The organism is Collinsella sp. HCP28S3_E9 (assembly GCF_052065455.1).
Taxonomy (GTDB): Bacteria; Actinomycetota; Coriobacteriia; order Coriobacteriales; family Coriobacteriaceae; genus Collinsella.
Genome location: NZ_JBQHTZ010000001.1, coordinates 184,090 through 199,635, shown reverse-complemented (window position 1 = coordinate 199,635; position 15,546 = coordinate 184,090). Strand labels below are relative to the sequence as shown.

12 protein-coding genes are annotated in these 15,546 nt (G+C 61.4%); 8 read left to right on the top strand and 4 right to left on the bottom strand.

All coding sequences use genetic code 11. The features are described from left to right. The first annotated feature begins 16 nt into the window (after positions 1 to 16). Complete coding sequence (locus ACTNA2_RS00900; protein WP_441048299.1) at positions 17 to 928, top strand: lysostaphin resistance A-like protein; 912 nt, start codon at positions 17 to 19, stop codon at positions 926 to 928. Here ACTNA2_RS00900 and ACTNA2_RS00895 read toward each other — a convergent pair. Then, on the bottom strand, positions 925 to 3,069 hold the full coding sequence (locus ACTNA2_RS00895; protein ID WP_441048298.1) for a YgiQ family radical SAM protein: 2,145 nt from the start codon (positions 3,067 to 3,069) through the stop codon (positions 925 to 927). The genes ACTNA2_RS00900 and ACTNA2_RS00895 overlap by 4 nt on opposite strands. 250 nt (positions 3,070 to 3,319) lie before the next feature. Between ACTNA2_RS00895 and ACTNA2_RS00890 the strand changes: the two genes are divergently transcribed. From ACTNA2_RS00890 to ACTNA2_RS00875, 4 genes are all read left to right on the top strand, one after another. Next, positions 3,320 to 4,036 carry a YoaK family protein gene (locus tag ACTNA2_RS00890; protein WP_154515938.1) on the top strand — a complete coding sequence of 239 codons (717 nt, stop codon included), beginning with the start codon at positions 3,320 to 3,322 and terminating at the stop codon, positions 4,034 to 4,036. 228 nt (positions 4,037 to 4,264) lie between these two features. After that, positions 4,265 to 5,431 (top strand): lactaldehyde reductase, encoded by a 1,167-nt coding sequence (gene fucO, locus ACTNA2_RS00885; protein WP_154515935.1) that lies wholly within the window; start codon positions 4,265 to 4,267, stop codon positions 5,429 to 5,431. Positions 5,432 to 5,695: 264 nt separating this feature from the next. Further along, positions 5,696 to 6,715: a M42 family metallopeptidase gene (locus ACTNA2_RS00880; RefSeq protein ID WP_441048329.1), complete on the top strand. Its 1,020-nt coding sequence runs from the start codon at positions 5,696 to 5,698 to the stop codon at positions 6,713 to 6,715. A 138-nt stretch (positions 6,716 to 6,853) separates the two neighbouring features. Then, on the top strand, positions 6,854 to 8,227 hold the full coding sequence (locus tag ACTNA2_RS00875; RefSeq protein WP_441048296.1) for a hypothetical protein: 1,374 nt from the start codon (positions 6,854 to 6,856) through the stop codon (positions 8,225 to 8,227). Between the two features lie 8 nt (positions 8,228 to 8,235). On the opposite strand, the gene mnmA is transcribed toward ACTNA2_RS00875, so the two are convergent. Beyond that, positions 8,236 to 9,459, bottom strand: coding sequence for a tRNA 2-thiouridine(34) synthase MnmA (gene mnmA, locus ACTNA2_RS00870; RefSeq protein WP_441048328.1), 1,224 nt, complete (start codon positions 9,457 to 9,459; stop codon positions 8,236 to 8,238). A 58-nt stretch (positions 9,460 to 9,517) separates the two neighbouring features. Next, positions 9,518 to 10,456: a cysteine synthase A gene (cysK, locus tag ACTNA2_RS00865; RefSeq protein WP_154515926.1), complete on the bottom strand. Its 939-nt coding sequence runs from the start codon at positions 10,454 to 10,456 to the stop codon at positions 9,518 to 9,520. 251 nt (positions 10,457 to 10,707) lie between these two features. Between cysK and ACTNA2_RS00860 the strand changes: the two genes are divergently transcribed. Next, positions 10,708 to 11,136, top strand: a complete 429-nt coding sequence (locus tag ACTNA2_RS00860; protein ID WP_154515923.1) for an RrF2 family transcriptional regulator — start codon at positions 10,708 to 10,710, stop codon at positions 11,134 to 11,136. Between the two features lie 137 nt (positions 11,137 to 11,273). On the opposite strand, the gene ACTNA2_RS00855 is transcribed toward ACTNA2_RS00860, so the two are convergent. Beyond that, positions 11,274 to 11,639, bottom strand: coding sequence for a phage holin family protein (locus tag ACTNA2_RS00855; RefSeq protein ID WP_441032254.1), 366 nt, complete (start codon positions 11,637 to 11,639; stop codon positions 11,274 to 11,276). Between the two features lie 326 nt (positions 11,640 to 11,965). Here ACTNA2_RS00855 and ACTNA2_RS00850 point away from each other — a divergent pair, with 326 nt between their 5' ends. Both ACTNA2_RS00850 and ACTNA2_RS00845 read left to right on the top strand, forming a co-directional pair. Further along, on the top strand, positions 11,966 to 12,265 hold the full coding sequence (locus ACTNA2_RS00850; protein ID WP_154515917.1) for a YerC/YecD family TrpR-related protein: 300 nt from the start codon (positions 11,966 to 11,968) through the stop codon (positions 12,263 to 12,265). A 182-nt stretch (positions 12,266 to 12,447) separates the two neighbouring features. Further along, positions 12,448 to 15,546 (top strand): PD-(D/E)XK nuclease family protein, encoded by a 3,099-nt coding sequence (locus ACTNA2_RS00845; protein ID WP_441048294.1) that lies wholly within the window; start codon positions 12,448 to 12,450, stop codon positions 15,544 to 15,546.

Sequence of the window (15,546 nt, the reverse complement as noted above, 5' to 3'; positions counted from 1 at the left end):
TTTTGAGGAGGCTGGCATGCTCAATGCGATAGCGTGGGCGCTCGCCTGTTTTGGCGTTGTCGCTGCCGATATAGCCCTGAGCGTGGTTCTGTTTTCTGTTCTCGATTCCGTGTCGGTGCTGACGGGCTATCCGATCGACAATCTCGATATTCAATGGTTCCAAGCCGCCGCTCAGACGGCGTCGTTTTTGATGGCGCTGCTGTGGTGGCGTTATCTGTGGCCGCGCTCGTTTATGGCGCGTTCGCAAAGCGAGCATCCGCTCGGCGGGGGAGCGCGTGGGGCGTGGAAACGCATCGCCTGCGTTATCGTGATCGGTCTTGCCCTGCAGGTGGTCGTTAGCTACGTGACCGACGCCGTGCTGTCGCTGTTGCCCGATGCCGCGGCCGACTACAGCGAGCTTGTCGAGGAAACGGGCATGGGCGATACCAGTCCTCTTGCCGTCCTGACCACGGTGCTCGGCGCGCCGTTTTGCGAAGAGCTCCTGGTGCGCGGTGTTATCTTTGAGTTTTCTCTGCGTGCGTTTAATCCCCAGTGCCGTCCGCTCTGGAAGCGCCGGCGTCGTGCGAGTGCGCAAGACGGCGCCATAGTGCCCTGGGCGGCCCCAAGCACGTGGGGTGTCGCCGCGGCGATTGTGCTGCAGGCGGCAATCTTCGGTTTTATGCATATGAATTGGGTGCAGGGTTGCTACGCGGGTGCCGCCGGCCTCATCTTTGGTTGGGTGCTCGTGACGACCGGAAAGCTCCGCTACACGATCCTGCTGCACTTTGCCTTTAATGCCGGGTCGTATCTCATGGGCATGCTGTGGTTTGTGAACACTCCGGTCGACGTGGCAATTACGGTCGCTATCGCCGGCGTCATCCTCGTTGAGGCAATGCGCTCGTTGCGCCACGCGTGTGGGATGGACGCAGCGAGCGCACTGCTGCCTTAGTTGCGGCGACCGCCTCCGTTGGCACCCTGACGCCCCTGAGCCGCACGGTTGCGCCCGGCGGTGTTCTGCGCGCGCGACATGCCGCTGTGCCCTTTGCTGCCCTTGGGCCCCTTGGCTCCAGCGCCGCAAGCGCCACCGTGGCCCTTGCCGCCCTTCTTACCGGTGCCATGTCCACCGCCGGCAGATGTCTCGCCCGGGCGTGGCGGCACGGGGCGGATCAGGCAATGCTTGGTGTAGCCGATCAGGTCGCGACGGCCGGCTTTCTCTAGTGCCTCGCGCACGAGCTTGTAGTTCTCGGGCTTGCGATACTGGATGAGCGCGCGTTGCATGGCCTTCTCGTGCGGGTCGCGCGCCACATAGATCGGCTCCATGGTGCGCGGGTCCACGCCGGTGTAGTACATGCACGTCGACATGGTGGACGGCGTGGGGTAGAAGTCCTGCACCTGCTCGGGCATGTAGCCCATGTCTCGCACGGCCTCGGCAAGGTCCACGGCTTCCTTCATCGTCGATCCGGGATGGCTCGAGATCAGATACGGCACCACGTACTGCTTGAGTCCGTACTCGCGGTTCAAGCGTTCAAATTTACGGCAGAATGCGTCGTAGACGGCTCGGCTCGGTTTGCCCATCACGGACAGCACCGCGTCGCTCACGTGCTCGGGTGCTACGCGCAGCTGGCCCGAGACGTGGTGCTCCAGCAGCTCGCGCAAAAACTCGTCCGAGGCATCGGCCATGGTGTAGTCGAAGCGGATGCCGCTGCGGACAAAGACCTTCTTGACGCCCGGCAGCTGGCGCAGGTCGCGCAGCAGCTGGGTATAGCCGCTCTCGTCGACCACCATGTTCTTGCACACGCTCGGCCACAGGCATCGCTTGTTCTTGCATACGCCGTGCTTGAGCTGCTTGTCGCAGGCGGGACGGCTAAAGTTGGCCGTCGGCCCGCCCACGTCGTTGATATAGCCCTTAAACTCGGGATCGCGCGTGAGCAGCTCGGCCTCGCGCATGATCGAGTCGTGGCTGCGCATCTGCAGCACGCGACCCTGGTGGAAGGTGAGCGCGCAAAACGAGCACTCGCCAAAACAGCCGCGGTTGGAGCTGATCGAAAACTTGATCTCGGCAAAGGCCGGCACGCCGCCCGCTGCGTCGTAATCGGGATGCCAATCGCGTGCGTAGGGGAGCTCGGCCACCTCGTCCATCTCGTCGGTGGTGAGCGTCGCCGACGGCGGGTTCTGCACCACATAGACGCTGTTGGGGTAGGGCTCTACCAGGCGATGTCCGGTGATGGGGTCCATATTCTGCTGCTGCACGTTAAAGCTGCGCGCGTAGTTGAGCTTGTCGGCGGTAAGGTCGTCCCAACTGGGCAGCAGGTCGTAGTCGTAGACCTCGTCGAGCGAACCCGTGCGGTAGACGGTGCCATTGATATAGGTAATCTGATCGACGGGCAGTCCCGCGTCGAGCGCGTCGGCGATCTCGACAATCGCGTGCTCGCCCATGCCGTAGATGAGGATGTCGGCACCCGAGTCGAGCAGTACCGAGCGCTTGAGCTTGTCCTGCCAGTAGTCGTAGTGGGCCAAGCGACGCAGGCTTGCCTCGATGCCGCCGATGATGATGGGGGCGTCCTTGAATGTCTGGCGGATGAGGTTGCCGTAGACCGTGACGGCACGGTTGGGGCGGTGTCCCTCCTCGCCACCGGGGGTATAGGCGTCGGCGTGGCGGCGATGCTTGGTCACCGAATAGTGGTTGACCATGGAGTCCATGTTGCCGGCGCTGACGAGAAAGCCCAGGCGCGGCTCGCCGAGCACGGTAATGCTGGCGGGGTCGGTCCAGTCGGGTTGGCAGATGATGCCCACCTTGTAGCCGTGCGCGTCGAGGACGCGGCTGATGATGGCCATGCCAAAGCTGGGATGGTCCACGTAAGCGTCGCCGCAGATGTAGACAAAGTCGCACTGGTCCCAGCCGCGCGCATCCATGTCGGCGCGGCTGACGGGGAGGAACTTATCGCGGCCCGGGCGCCAGGGGCGGACAGGCGCTGCCGGGGCATGCGCGGGGCGCGAGCCCTGGGCTTTGCTTCCACGCTTTTGCTGCTGGCCGCGTTGGGCATGCTTGCCGTGCTGGTTGTGCTGAGCGTCCTGGGGCTTTTTTGCCACGATTCCTCCCGGTGTTTGTATGCTGCACGTAATTGTAACCAGTCTTTTTGGGACGGGGCTAAAAAGACTGGTGGAGTACACGAGGTGTCGGGTGTCAATGCCGCGCCCGCCGTTTGTTTCCAGACGGTGTATCTGCGCGTTGGGGAGTCCGTCTCGCGGGCGCGCCATGTTGTCAATGGGTTACAGTATGAACGGCGGCTATGTTTCCGCCAACGCACGAGAGGGTCGTCAACAAGGAGGGCGCACGACGATGCAGCGTGCCAAACAGATATCGGAGTCTATTGAGCTGGGCATCATCTTGGCGCTCGCCGGTGGCTTTATGGACGTTTATTCGTACATTGGGCGCGACCATGTTTTCGCCAACGCGCAGACGGGCAACATCTTGCTGGTGGGCGTGAGCATCTCGGAGGGCAATTGGGCGCTCGCGGGGCGCTATTTCTTTCCTGTGGTGTCGTTTGCCGTGGGCATTATGCTTGCCGACCTGGTACACGAACGGTTTGGCAGCGTGATTCACTGGCGCCAGGTGACGGTGTTCTTTGAAGCCGTCATCTTGCTGGGCGTGAGCTTTATCCCCGGTGGCGGCTACAACTTGCTCGCCAACTGCCTCATCTCGTTTGCCTGTGGTATGCAGGTCGAGAGCTTCCGCAAGATCCACGGTCACGGCATTGCCACGACCATGTGCATCGGTAACCTGCGCAATGCGCTGCAAAACGTGGACGACTACATCATCACCCACAAGCGCGGCTTTTTGGAAAACGGCCTGCTGTACTTTGGCGTGATCTTTACCTTTGTGTTTGGCGCTGTGCTGGGAAACTGGTGTATTGAGCGCATGGGGCTGCACGCTATTGCGGTGGCGAGCGTGCTGCTGTTCGTGGCGTTTGCCATCATGTTTATCGACCGCGAGCGCGACCTGCGTTTTCGCTGGAAGCGCGCCTGCGAAGATTGGAAAGAGGCCTGCCAAAAATAGCGGCAGGGTGTGGCAAGGGGCTGACCCCTTGCCACACTGATCAATAATGGGGAGGGGACGGTCATCTCGGCCGCCCCTTTTTGTTTAGTGGTCAGGCGGTGACGATACCAGTTGTTGAAACGCTTTAAATAATCTGACATTCTCACGCGTTTTTCGCTTCAAAAGCGTTAGGATGGGAGCCATAGCGTGGGGCGTAATGGGTGCCCCGCACACGATGGGAGGCTATCAATGGCTAATCGTTTCGTTCTCAACACCATTTCTTATCATGGTTCCGGCGCCATCAAGGAGATCCCCGGCGAGCTCCAGCGTCGCGGCTACAAGAAGATTTTCGTCTGCTCCGACCCCGATCTGGTCAAGTTTGGCGTTACCGCTAAGGTGACCGACGAGCTCGATGCCGCCGGCATCGCTTGGAGCCTCTACTCCGAGATCAAGCCCAACCCCACTATTCAGAACGTCAAGGACGGCGTCGAGGCCTTCAAGGCCGCCGAGGCTGATGCTATCGTGACCGTCGGTGGCGGCTCCTCTATGGACACTGCCAAGGCCATCGGCATCATCATCAACAACCCCGAGTTCGCCGATGTCCGCAGCCTCGAGGGCGTTGCTCCCACTAAGAACCACGCCGTGTTCACCATCGCCGTGCCGACGACCGCCGGTACCGCTGCTGAGGTGACCATCAACTACGTCATCACCGACCCCGAGAAGGTCCGCAAGTTCGTGTGCGTCGACACCAACGATGCCCCCGAGGTCGCCGTCGTCGACCCCGACATGATGGCTTCCATGCCCGCCGGCCTGACCGCTTCCACCGGCATGGACGCTCTGACCCACGCCATCGAGGGCTACACCACCAAGGGCGCTTGGGAGCTCTCCGACATGTTCCACTTTGAGGCCATCAAGCTGATCAGCGAGAACCTGCGCGACTCCGTTGCCGAGGCCAAGTCCGGCCAGCCCGGCTCCGGCCGCGAGGGCATGGCTCTTGGTCAGTATGTCGCCGGCATGGGCTTCTCTAACGTTGGCCTGGGCATCGATCACGCCATGGCTCACACCCTGTCCGCTCACTACGACACCCCGCACGGCGTCGCTTGCGCCATGCTGCTGCCGATTGCCATGGAGTTCAACAAGCCGGTTTGCGCCGAGCGCCTGGCCAAGGTCGCCGTCGCCATGGGCGTTGACACCACGGGCATGAGCACCGATGAGGCTGCCGACGCCGCTATCGCCGCCGTTAAGCAGCTCTCCGCTGACGTGAACATCCCGCACGTCTGCGAGGCCATGAAGGCTGACGAGATCGAGGTCCTGGCCAAGGACGCCATGGCCGATGCCTGCTTCCCGGGCAACCCGCGCGAGGCGACGCTCGACGACGTCATCGAGCTCTTCAAGAAGATCTGCCCGGCTGCCTAACATGGTTCGGCGGGCCCCCGCCCGTTAGCCCCACAATCGTCCTCGGACATGTCGGAGGCCCCGCTGCGCACTACGTGCGGCGGGGCCTCCTTCTGTCCTGCGGAAAGATTGTGGGGCTAACGGGCGGGGCCCGCCGGCTCGTTATCGTGGTGGGCGCCGCTCTGAGAAGCCCGATGGGTTGTCTCGCTAGGTAAAAAGATGGCTCGCGGTGGTATCGTTGCTGTGGGTTTAATTCGATATGAAAGGGTGACTTCGGTGTCCAAGATGGATTCTACGCTCTCCTATATTACTGACCAGTTGAAGGCGCTTACCTCGATTGCTTCGCCTACGGGCTATACCCGTGCGGCGACTGATTATCTAATGGAAACGTTGCGCGATATGGGCTTTGGCCCCGAGCGTTCCAATAAGGGCAACGTGCTGGTTGAGCTTGGCGGCGAGGGCGAGCCGCTTGTGTTGGCGAGCCATGTCGATACCCTGGGCGCCATGGTGCGCTCCATTAAGGACAATGGTCGCCTGCGTCCCACGACGCTCGGCGGGCATCAGTGGTCTACGGCCGATGGCGAGAACTGCACCGTCTACACGCGCGATGGCAATGTGTACACGGGTGTGGTCCTCAATACCGAGCCTTCGGCGCACGTGGCCGACGAGCCGGTCAAGACCATCGAGAAGAACATGGAAATCCTGCTCGATGAGAATGTCGACAGCAAGGATGACGTGCTTGAGCTGGGCATTCAGACGGGCGACATCATCGCTATGGATCCGCGCACCACGGTGACGGAGAGCGGCTATATTAAGAGCCGCTTCTTGGACGACAAGCTGTCGGCCTCCATTTTGCTGGGCTTGGCGCGTGCCGTCGCCGCTGGCGAGGTGACGCTTTCGCGCAAGGTTTCACTGCTCTTTACGGTGTACGAGGAGGTCGGCCACGGTGGTGCCTTTGTGCCGGCCGACACGCGCGAGATGATCAGCGTGGACATGGGCTGCGTGGGTGACGATCTGGGCTGCACCGAGCGCATGGTGTCGATCTGCGCCAAGGATTCGGGTGGCCCCTACAACTACGATCTGGTGACCGCGCTGTCCAATATCGCGCGCGAGCTCGAGCTCGATTACGCCATCGACGTGTACCCGCATTACGGCTCAGACGTTGAGGCCACGCTTTCTGCCGGCTACGACATCCGTCACGGCCTGATCGGCCCTGGCGTGTACGCGAGCCACAACTACGAGCGCAGCCACATCGACGGCGTGCGCAATACCTACGAGCTGGTTCGCGCCTACGTTCAGCGCTAGGGGAGCAGCTTGCGACTCGGCTGACCAATCGCTAAAGCCCGATTTCTCGGGCTTTTTTTCGCTTTTGGTCGTTTAGTATTATGATATATGTAATCTATTAACTAAACGTATAAATTACTTAACGAGGTGATGCGGTGTATGGATACGTCTGAGTACTTGTCTATGGGTGATGCTGCCCGCCTGCTGGGCGTTACGAAAGCCCGCATATCTCAACTTGCCGCATCGGGAACGCTCGCGTGCGATATTGTGGGCGGACGGAAGATGGTCGAGTACAATTCCGCGGTCGCTTATCAAAAGGTCCGCAAACGTGGACGCCGTCCTGCGGCCGATGTGGGGCGCAAGTTTACGCTGATGTCGGCCGACCATGAGGTCGCGCATCTCTCATTTGATCCGTCGCGCGAATTTCCCTTCGAAATCGCGGAGGTCCTCGATGCACAACGAATGCCGTTTGGCACGTGCTCGAGCTCTTCTCCTACGGTGAATAAACGGGAGTTCAACGTGTGGTGGAGCCATCGGTCGGTGCCCGATGTTCGCCCCGGACTCGTCTCGCGCTATCGTGAACTGGGAATTGCCAGTGGCATCGAGGTCCCGGTTCAGTGCCTGGGCCTCTCGCTTTCGGATTGCTATTGGCTGCGGCCGGCAGAATGCGACGGGCTCAAATGGCGAAACCTCAATTACTTCGAGAATGATTTTGAGCGATCGGCGCCCGAGGGACGTTCGGGTTGGCTGGAGGGCATCGGTCTTAATAATCCCGACAACACATCCGAGGGCGAGCTTCCTAAATCGTGGATGATTCGCAATGCTGTTCGCGTTCTGGTCAAGGGGTGCGGCATGGACGATCAGCGTCCCTTTAACGAGGCGGTTGCAACGGCTCTACATCGTCGCTTGTTGTCGGAGGGCGAGTTTGTTCCTTATACGGTTGAGCGGATGTTCGATGGCCCTGTGTGTCTGTGCGACGACTTTCTTGACGGCCGCGAGGAATACGTTCCGGCTGTTTACGTCAAGGGCGCACTTGGTAGCCAGCGGGGAAACTCGACATACGACCGGTACTGCCGCTTCCTTGGTAAGCATGGAGCAGACGAGGCTGCCGTGAGAAGGTCTATGTCGCAGATGATTGTCTGCGATGCCCTTTTGGCCAACAGCGATCGCCATTGGCGAAACTTCGGCATCATCCGCAATGTCGACACCCTGGAGATAAGGCCTGCTCCGCTGTTCGATAGCGGCAACTGCCTATGGTACAACGTACCAACTGCCGTGCTCGCAGCTGGGGAGTTTGGGTTTTCTGCTAAGCCGTTTGGGCCCGACCCTTCCGTCCAGCTGGCGCTTGCGGACTCACTCGATTGGTTCGATTCATCGCGGCTCAACGGATTTGTTGATGAGGCGATCGAGATTCTTTCGCAGAGCGAATGGGCCACAGCGGAGGGCCGGCTCGAGTCCATTTGCCGCGGCCTCGAGCGTCGCGTTATCGAGGTGAATGCTGCTGTTGAGGTGCTTCGACACGTGCGGCGATAATCCTGCGGCTACCTGATGGCGGCAGTTACCGTGCCGCCGCCCAGGACGACGTCGCCGCGATAGATAACGACGGCCTGGCCGGGGGCGATGGCTCGCTGCGGCTCGTCAAAGGTCAGAAGCATCTGTCCGTCGGCGCCGCGTGTAAGGGTCGCTGCCTGGTCCTTTTGACGGTAGCGGTACTTGGTGCCCACGCGAATGTCGCCGGGCGTGAGCTCTGCCTCCATGCGGTCGGCAGGGGCGCTCCAGATCCAGTCGTTGGCCGTGAGTGCTGTCGCCGTCAGGTCCTCAGCCTCGCCCAGATGCACAATGTTGTTGGCGGCATCGACGCCCGTTACATACACGGGGCGCGCCATCGCGACGCCCAGGCCCTTGCGCTGGCCGACGGTATAGCGCAGTGCGCCGTTGTGGCGTCCGACCACGCTGCCGTCGCGCCATACAATATCGCCCGGCTCGGCGGCATGCCCGCAGCGGCGCTCGATATAGCCCGCGTAGTCGCCGTCCGCGATAAAACAGATATCCTCGCTCTCGGCCTTCTTGGCGTTGATGAAGCCTTGCTCGGCGGCAATGCGGCGCACGTCGCGCTCTTTGTCCAACCCTGCCAGCGGAAAGATTGTGCGTGCCAGGCGCTCTTGCGTGAGCGAATACAAAAAGTAACTCTGGTCCTTCTTGGAGTCTTCGCCGCGGTGCAGCTTCCAGGTGCCATCGGGCGCTTGGCTCGTTTTGGCGTAGTGACCCGTGGCAATGTAGTCGCAGCCCATATCGAGCGCCGCGTCGAGCAGCGCGCCAAACTTAATATGGCGGTTGCAGATGATGCACGGGTTGGGCGTCAGCCCCTCCTGGTAGGCGGTCACGAAGCGCTCGATAACGTTGCGGTCGAAGGCCTGCTGCAGGTCGAGCACATGGTGAGGTATCCCCAGGCGATCGGCGACGGCCTTTGCATCGGCGATGTCGCGGTCGACCTTGCTCATGCCCGTGACGGGATCGGGCGCAGGGCAGGTGAGGCGCATAGTGGCACCGACGCATTCGTAGCCTTGGCACTTGAGCAGATAGGCAGTCACGCTGGAATCGACGCCGCCGCTCATGGCGACGAGCACGCGCTTGTTGTGCATGGGGAGGTTCTCCTTGGTGGCATGTGGCCAAAAAAGAAAAGCGGCGCGGGAGGCTGGTTCCGCGCCGCAGACATTGTAGCAAGTTCGGACGTCTCGTGGGACACCCTGACGGGATGGGCTCAGACCGCCGGGAGAGAGGAGGCAGGTTCGTCCCTGAGCTCAACCTATGGGAAAAAAGGCTCTAGTCCTGGAACAGTGCCGTGGACAGATAGCGCTCACCGGTATCGGCGAGCAGTGCCACGATGGTCTTGCCCTCGTTCTCGGGGCGCTTGGCTAGCTGCAGCGCGGCCCACACGGCGGCACCGGACGAAATGCCCACGAGCACGCCCTCCTTGTGGCCCACGGCGCGGCCGGTGGCAAAGGCGTCGTCGTTCTCGACGGGGATGATCTCGTCATAGACCTGGGTGTCGAGGACGTCGGGCACAAAGCCGGCACCGATGCCCTGGATCTTGTGCGGACCGGCCTGGCCCTTGGAGAGTACCGGGGAGGTGGCGGGCTCGACGGCGACAACCTGAATCTCGGGGTTCTGCTCCTTGAGGAACTCGCCCACACCGGTCACGGTGCCGCCGGTGCCAACGCCGGCGACGAAGATGTCGACCTTGCCGTCGGTGTCGTCCCAGATCTCGGGGCCGGTCGTGGCCTTATGGATGGCGGGGTTGGCGGGGTTCACGAACTGGCCGGCGATGATGCTGTTGGGGGTCTCCTTCTGCAGCTCCTCGGCCCTGGCGATGGCGCCCTTCATGCCCTTGGAGCCGTCGGTGAGCACGAGCTGTGCGCCGTATGCCTGCATAAGCTTGCGGCGCTCGACGGACATGGTTTCGGGCATGGTGATGATCACCTTGTAGCCGCGAGCCGCCGCCACCGAGGCGATGCCGACGCCGGTGTTGCCGCTCGTGGGCTCGATGATGGTATAGTCGCCGCCGCGCACGAGCTTGCCGGCCTTCTCGGCCTCGTCAATCATGTTCTTGGCGACGCGGTCTTTGACGGACCCGGCGGGGTTGAAGTATTCCAATTTGACGAGCACGCGGGCCTTGAGGTCCTCATCGGCCTCAAAGTGAGTGAGCTCCAAAAGCGGGGTGTGGCCGATAAGCTGATCGATGGACGTATAAACCTTGCTCATGGTGAACCTCCAAGTGTTCAAACGACTGGATACCGTGTGGTTTTACGGTGGCCTAGTAGCTAAACCCATAAACCTTATAGGTTGTTTGTTTAGCTGTTGGCAAGCATAGTAGACACTAAAGCCTAGTAATGCAATAGGAAATATGAGATTATTACGAGCCGATTAACAACCTTGACTGGAATGGGTATTTTCAAAGCCAATTTTTCGGCTAGAATTTCAACGGATTAAAAGACCGAAAGGCAGCACTATATATGTTGGTTTCTACTAAGGGCAGGTACGCCCTGCGCGTTATGGTCGACCTGGCCGAGCACCAGGCGGCCGGTCGCATCCCGCTCAAAGAGATCGCGGCGCGACAGGGGATTTCCGAGAAATATCTCGAGAACATCTTGGCTACGCTCGTGCGCGCCAACATGCTTTCGGGCATGCGCGGCAAGGGCGGCGGCTACGTGCTCACGCGCCCGCCCGAGCAGTACACGGTGGGAGAGATCTTGCGCCTGACCGAGGGCAGCCTGGCGCCGGTCGCCTGCCTGGATGGCGACTGCAAGGGCTGCTCGCGATCTGATGAGTGCCCCACGCTCGACGTGTGGAAGAACCTGGACAAGCTCATCAACGACTACCTCGACGGTGTGACGCTCGATGCGCTCGTCGCCCCCAACGGGGGCTACGACTACGTCATCTAGCCCCACCAGCCATTTGGGGACGGGGTAGAAATGGTAGATTCTTTTGTCCTCTGAGGCTTGACAAAGGCGAAGGCCGTCCATCGTTGCGATGGACGGCCTTCGTTTTGGCGTGTTGTGGCGGTCCGTATCCGGTTGCTTTAGTTCCTGGCGATGCTGTCGAAGATGCTTCGAGCGATGGACACCAAAATGCTACCCATAAAGGCCGACCCAAAGCCGGCAATGGAGATGCCCGCGCCCAGCAGATTTACCGATAGGTAGCTGGCAAGCTCGAGCATAAAGCTGTTGACTACAAGCTGAAAAATACCCAGCGTGATAATGGTGAGCGGCAGCGAGATGACCGTCAGGAGCGGCTTGACGAGCGAGTCGACGATGTTGAGGAACAGTCCCACAAAGGCAAAGCAGACCCAGGCGTCGGCCATGCCGAAGGGCTGAATGCCGGGGACGAGGAACGTGGCGATCGCGATAGCGATTGAGGTCAAAAGCCAGTTGAGCAAGAAGCGCATGGTGGGTTCCTTTCCGGTGCGCGTGACGTGTTGGTGGCGCGTAAGCTCGTTTGCCGCGGCGAATCGGATGGTTGCCTTGGCGTGCGCCTCTGCGTTGGGCGCCCATTGTCTCAGATATTCGTGGAGCTTGCGTGCGCATTCGGTTTCAAAACGGTGTTCGTCCTAAAAAACGCGCCGCTGACAGAGAGTCTTGTCACTTTAGTTTGGTGGTGTGCTAAACTACTACGGGCAAAAGCCACATGCGTTGCCCTATTGCATAGAATGGGCGAACGATGCCCGGTGCCAGTATCAACTTCGATGCCTTTTGGCGGGTTTGGCGGTGATCGATGAATATCGAGAACATGTTTGACAAGCCTGATGTCAAGCAGCTAGTCCACGCATTTAGTCTTTTGGACGACGAGAAAGATATCCAAGCGTTTTTGACCGATATCTGCACACCGCGCGAGATTTGCGATCTATCGCAGCGTCTGCAGGTCGCGCGCTACCTGGATGAGGGCGAGCCCTATGTCGAGGTTCAGGTCCGTACCGGCGCTTCGTCCACCACGGTGAGCCGTGTATCCAAGGCGCTCAACGGCGAGTACGGTGGCTACCGCAAGATCCTCATTAAGCTGGAGGATGGCGAATAGGCCGCGGCAAAACGAATTGTGAAAAACCGCTCCTCCGGGGGCGGTTTTTATATGCCCGCAATCGGCTGGTGCGCCGGGATCAGGTTGCTTTGCACCAAAACATGAAGCTGCGGTGGCAATGTGTCCGCTTGGGCGGGTAGGATGGATACATTGATTATTGCGAACAGTTTGAGTGGAGGGCCATGCCTGTTCGAATCTATACCACTAATGCCGGCACGGATTTGAGCGATGCCGAGTCGGCGCTGCTTGCCGACCTTATTGCCCGCCACGGGCGTGCCGTGCTGCTGGCGCCAACGTTTGCCGAGCTCGACCTGTGCCGTCATGATGCGGCGGAAGCCGGCGTTTCGCTGGGCATCGATTACAAGACGCCCGCGTCGTGGCTTCGCTCGCTTTGGGAGCTTTTGGGCGACGGGCGCGGTTTCGTCGACAACCTGCAGCGCCAGATGCTGTTTTCGGACATGGTCACGCGTCTCGATGATGTCGACCTGCAGCCGCTTTCGCGCAGCCAGGGCACGGTGCGCATGCTTGCGCGCATGGCCCGCGATGTGCTGCCAGGTGTGGCGGGGACAGCTGCCGAGCGATGCCGCGGCAACAATTGCCGGCCTGTGCCAAAAAGCGATGCCGAGACTCGTGTGTTCGAGCTTTTGCGTGCCTACGCGGGCGGTTTGGACCGTCGAGATATGGTCGAGCCCTGCGAGGCGGCTGACATTATGGCCAGCGCTCTGGCCGATAATCTGCCGGCGTGCGCCCGTGCCGTCTGTGTACGCGGCGTCACGTCGTTTACGCACGGTCTGCTCGAGCTGCTGTCTGCTGTGGCGAACAGTGGGGGAGAGGTCGTCGTGCTGCTTGCTCGCGAGCAGGCGGCGATGCGCGAGGAACTTGCCGCGGCATTTGATGCCAGCGGTGTGCTGTTTGAGGTCGCGCCGCTGGGGGAGGACGCCGTCGCGTCTGATGCCGCTTGTGGAGCTACCGCTCAGCCTGCCTTTATTGAGGTCGCTGGCCCCCACGCCCGCGCTCATGCTTATGCGGACGCAATTGATGATCTGGTAAAAGCGCGCCAGGGTTTCGGGGCCGACGATACCGCCGGCCTCTCCGCCGACCCCGTACGCGTGCTCGTTGTTTCTGCCCGGGCACCCCAGCTGTTCGGTGAGCTCGCCTCTCGTCTGGCGGCTCGTCATATCGCTGCCGAGACAACTGAATTCACGGCGTTTTCCCAATCCATTGCGGGCAGGCAGTTTGCGGCGCTTGCCAGCTTGATCGAGCGCATGAAGGCGGCCGATGAGGGTGTGGCGTCAAAGACCGAGTGGTGGCCCGCGCCGGAGCTTACCGACTGGATCTACAGTCCGCTTTCGGGCGCTGATGCCGCCAATGCCCGTATCTTCGATAAGAATATGCGTCTCTCGCGTAGCAAGACTACCGCGGGCGTTAAGAGCCTGCTGCAGAGCGTGCAAGGCCAGGTGAGGGGCGCACGCAAGGCGGCGAGCGACGAAAACTGGTTTAAGAACGTACCGTGTGTGGTCTCGGACGTGTTCCAGGCACTGTGGCGCGACAAGCCCGTGACGGCGCTCAAGGCCATGCTTGCCGTTGCCGAGGCGTTGCCCGATCGCTCGCTGGGCAGCCTGGATGGCCAAGCTCGTCGCCAAGCGGAGACGGCCCTGCTGCGCCACGCCATCGACATCCTTATGAATGACGCCCGCGCGCTCGACGTGTCACAGGCCGCGACCGTGCCCGTGCTCGATGGCATTCGCACCAAGGTGGACAAGCGTAGCACCGCCTACGATTACGAGACCTACGAGGTTGACGGTGCGCCACGTGCCCAGGTTCGCTTTGCCTCGCTTGCCGATGCGGCGGCTCTGCGCCCCGGCAGCTACGATGCCGTGCTGTTTGCCGATGTCGATCTGGACGGCTATCCGCTCTCACACGAGGAAGGACCGCTGGCCACGTTGGCTGCGAGCCTTGGTCGCGAGGGCGTGACGCTTGAGCCTGCGGCCTTGTTGCGCGTGCGCTTTGGCCACGCGATGCGGGCGGCACGTGGCCCGGTTGCGCTTGCGCGCGTGACGCACGATCGCCAGGCGCGCGAGTGCTATCCGGCTGCCGTGTGGACCGAGTTGCGGGCGCATGCCGAGGCCACCGGCGCCGCTCAGGTGACATGCGTGGGCGAGGGCGATATCGTAGGTGATTTTGACCCTGCAGCCGGCAAGGGCCTCAAGCGCGAGCGCGTGGCATGCGAGGCTCCTCAGCATTTGAGCGAGGCGGCCGTGCCATATCTGGTCTTGCGCCATCGGGACGGTGAGGGCGAGGACGCGCCGCTTGTACCGCGTCTGACGTCTGCCTCGCAGATCGAGGCCTATTCCACCTGCCCGCTGTGCTGGTTCGTCTCGTATCGCGTTAAGCCCCAGTCTATCGACGCGGGTTTTGGCAACATGGAGAAGGGCAACTTTGTCCACGACGTGCTGGAACATCTGCATGCCCGTTTGCCCCAAGAGGGCATGGAGCGTGTGACGCCCGAAAACCTGCCGCGTGCGCAGGAGCTGCTGCACGAGGTCTTTGCCGAGACCTTGGCCGAGCACGCCGGCAAACGTGGCAACGAGGGCCCGCTGGTGCCGCTCTCGCCGGTGGAGGAGCGTCAGGTGGCCGAGATCTTGCCGCAGCTGGAGGGCGTGCTTGCTTACGAGTCCGAGGCGCTTGCCCCCTTCGCTCCGCGCTACCTGGAGTTTGCGTTCAACGAGCTCCAGGTCGAGTATGCCGGCTGGCCGCTCGGCGGGCGCATCGACCGTGTGGATGTGGATGCCGAGAATCGCGCTGTGGTGATTGACTACAAGCATCGCACGGGCGTTGAGGAGTTTAAGCTCGCCGACCCCACGGTGCGCGACGAGGAATCGGGTACGGCGCCCATCGACGATCCGCGCTGGTTGCCGCCACATACCCAAACGCTCATCTACGCCCAGGCCATGCGCCGGGCGCTGGATTTGGATACCCGTGCGGCGCTCTATTTTTCGACCAAGGGCGGCAAGCCCGCGTTGCGCGGTGCCGCGAGCGCCGAGCTGCTCGAGGAAGAGCGTGGCGACGGTCGCATCCCGGGCCTTAAGAAAGGTTTCCCCGGCGAGGGTGGCAGCATGGACTTCGACGCCCTGCTCGATCGCGTGGAGGCCGGCATCGCCGAGCGCTTGCGCGAACTCGAGGCGGGCAACGTCACTGCTGTCGACCCGGCGTCGACGCAGGCCGCGCATGCCCGCTGCTCGTATAACCACGAAGGAACGTTTGTAAGGAGGGACGTGTAG

Bases quoted from the DNA above. Each gene is read 5' to 3' on its own strand.
- ACTNA2_RS00875 (WP_441048296.1), top strand. From the start codon at position 6,854: ATGGATACGTCTGAGTACTTGTCTATGGGTGATGCTGCCCGCCTGCTG.
- ACTNA2_RS00850 (WP_154515917.1), top strand. From the start codon at position 11,966: ATGAATATCGAGAACATGTTTGACAAGCCTGATGTCAAGCAGCTAGTC.
- ACTNA2_RS00855 (WP_441032254.1), bottom strand. From the start codon at position 11,639: ATGCGCTTCTTGCTCAACTGGCTTTTGACCTCAATCGCTATCGCGATC.
- ACTNA2_RS00900 (WP_441048299.1), top strand. From the start codon at position 17: ATGCTCAATGCGATAGCGTGGGCGCTCGCCTGTTTTGGCGTTGTCGCT.
- ACTNA2_RS00880 (WP_441048329.1), top strand. From the start codon at position 5,696: ATGGATTCTACGCTCTCCTATATTACTGACCAGTTGAAGGCGCTTACC.
- ACTNA2_RS00860 (WP_154515923.1), top strand. From the start codon at position 10,708: ATGTTGGTTTCTACTAAGGGCAGGTACGCCCTGCGCGTTATGGTCGAC.
- ACTNA2_RS00845 (WP_441048294.1), top strand. From the start codon at position 12,448: ATGCCTGTTCGAATCTATACCACTAATGCCGGCACGGATTTGAGCGAT.
- cysK (WP_154515926.1), bottom strand. From the start codon at position 10,456: ATGAGCAAGGTTTATACGTCCATCGATCAGCTTATCGGCCACACCCCG.
- fucO (WP_154515935.1), top strand. From the start codon at position 4,265: ATGGCTAATCGTTTCGTTCTCAACACCATTTCTTATCATGGTTCCGGC.
- ACTNA2_RS00890 (WP_154515938.1), top strand. From the start codon at position 3,320: ATGCAGCGTGCCAAACAGATATCGGAGTCTATTGAGCTGGGCATCATC.